Raw genomic sequence first — 1,177 nt, 5'->3', positions numbered from 1 at the left:
AAGATTTTAGCTACAACACCAGCACCTACAGTACGGCCACCTTCACGGATAGCGAAACGTAGGCCTTCGTCCATTGCGATTGGAGCGATTAGCTCAACAGTCATTTGAACGTTGTCACCTGGCATTACCATTTCTACGCCTTCTGGTAGAGTGATGTCGCCTGTTACGTCAGTTGTACGGAAGTAGAACTGTGGACGGTAACCTTTGAAGAAAGGAGTGTGACGGCCGCCTTCGTCTTTAGAAAGTACGTATACTTCAGACTCGAACTTAGTGTGTGGGTTGATAGAACCTTTAGCAGATAGTACTTGGCCACGTTCAACTTCGTCACGCTTAGTACCACGTAGAAGTGCACCAACGTTCTCACCTGCACGACCTTCGTCAAGCAGTTTACGGAACATTTCAACACCAGTACAAGTAGTAAGAGTAGTCTCTTTGATACCAACGATTTCTACTTCGTCACCTACACGTAGGATACCACGCTCGATACGACCAGTTACAACAGTACCACGACCTTGGATCGAGAATACGTCTTCGATTGGTAGTAGGAACGGTTGGTCAACTGCACGCTCTGGCTCAGGGATGTAAGAATCTAGTGCTTCTGCAAGCTCAACGATCTTGTCTTCCCACTGCTTCTCGCCGTTTAGTGCGCCAAGTGCAGAACCTTGGATAACTGGTAGGTCATCACCTGGGAAGTCGTACTCAGAAAGAAGTTCACGAACTTCCATTTCTACTAGCTCAAGTAGCTCTTCGTCATCAACCATGTCACATTTGTTCATGAATACGATGATGTAAGGGATACCAACTTGACGACCAAGTAGGATGTGCTCACGAGTTTGAGGCATTGGGCCGTCAGTCGCAGCAACAACTAGGATACCACCGTCCATTTGCGCAGCACCAGTGATCATGTTTTTAACATAATCCGCGTGTCCTGGGCAGTCTACGTGTGCGTAGTGACGTGATGGAGTGTCGTACTCAACGTGAGAAGTAGCGATTGTGATACCGCGCTCACGCTCTTCTGGAGCGTTATCGATAGATGCGAAATCTTTAGCAACACCACCGTACACTTTTGCAAGTGTAGTACAGATAGCAGCAGTTAGAGTTGTTTTACCGTGGTCAACGTGGCCGATAGTACCAACGTTTACGTGCGGTTTCGTACGTTCAAATTTTTCTTTAGACA

1 protein-coding gene is annotated in these 1,177 nt (G+C 47.2%); it reads right to left on the bottom strand.

Translation table 11 applies throughout. The features are described from left to right. Positions 1–1,177, bottom strand: a 1,177-nt coding sequence (tuf, locus tag F0251_RS24235) for an elongation factor Tu (protein ID WP_171731984.1), incomplete at both ends; no start/stop codon positions are given.

Source organism: Vibrio sp. 070316B (assembly GCF_013114115.1).
Classification (GTDB): domain Bacteria; phylum Pseudomonadota; class Gammaproteobacteria; order Enterobacterales; family Vibrionaceae; genus Vibrio; species Vibrio chagasii_B.
The sequence above is the reverse complement of the archived record's forward strand: the minus strand, read 5'-3'. Positions and strand labels throughout refer to the sequence as shown.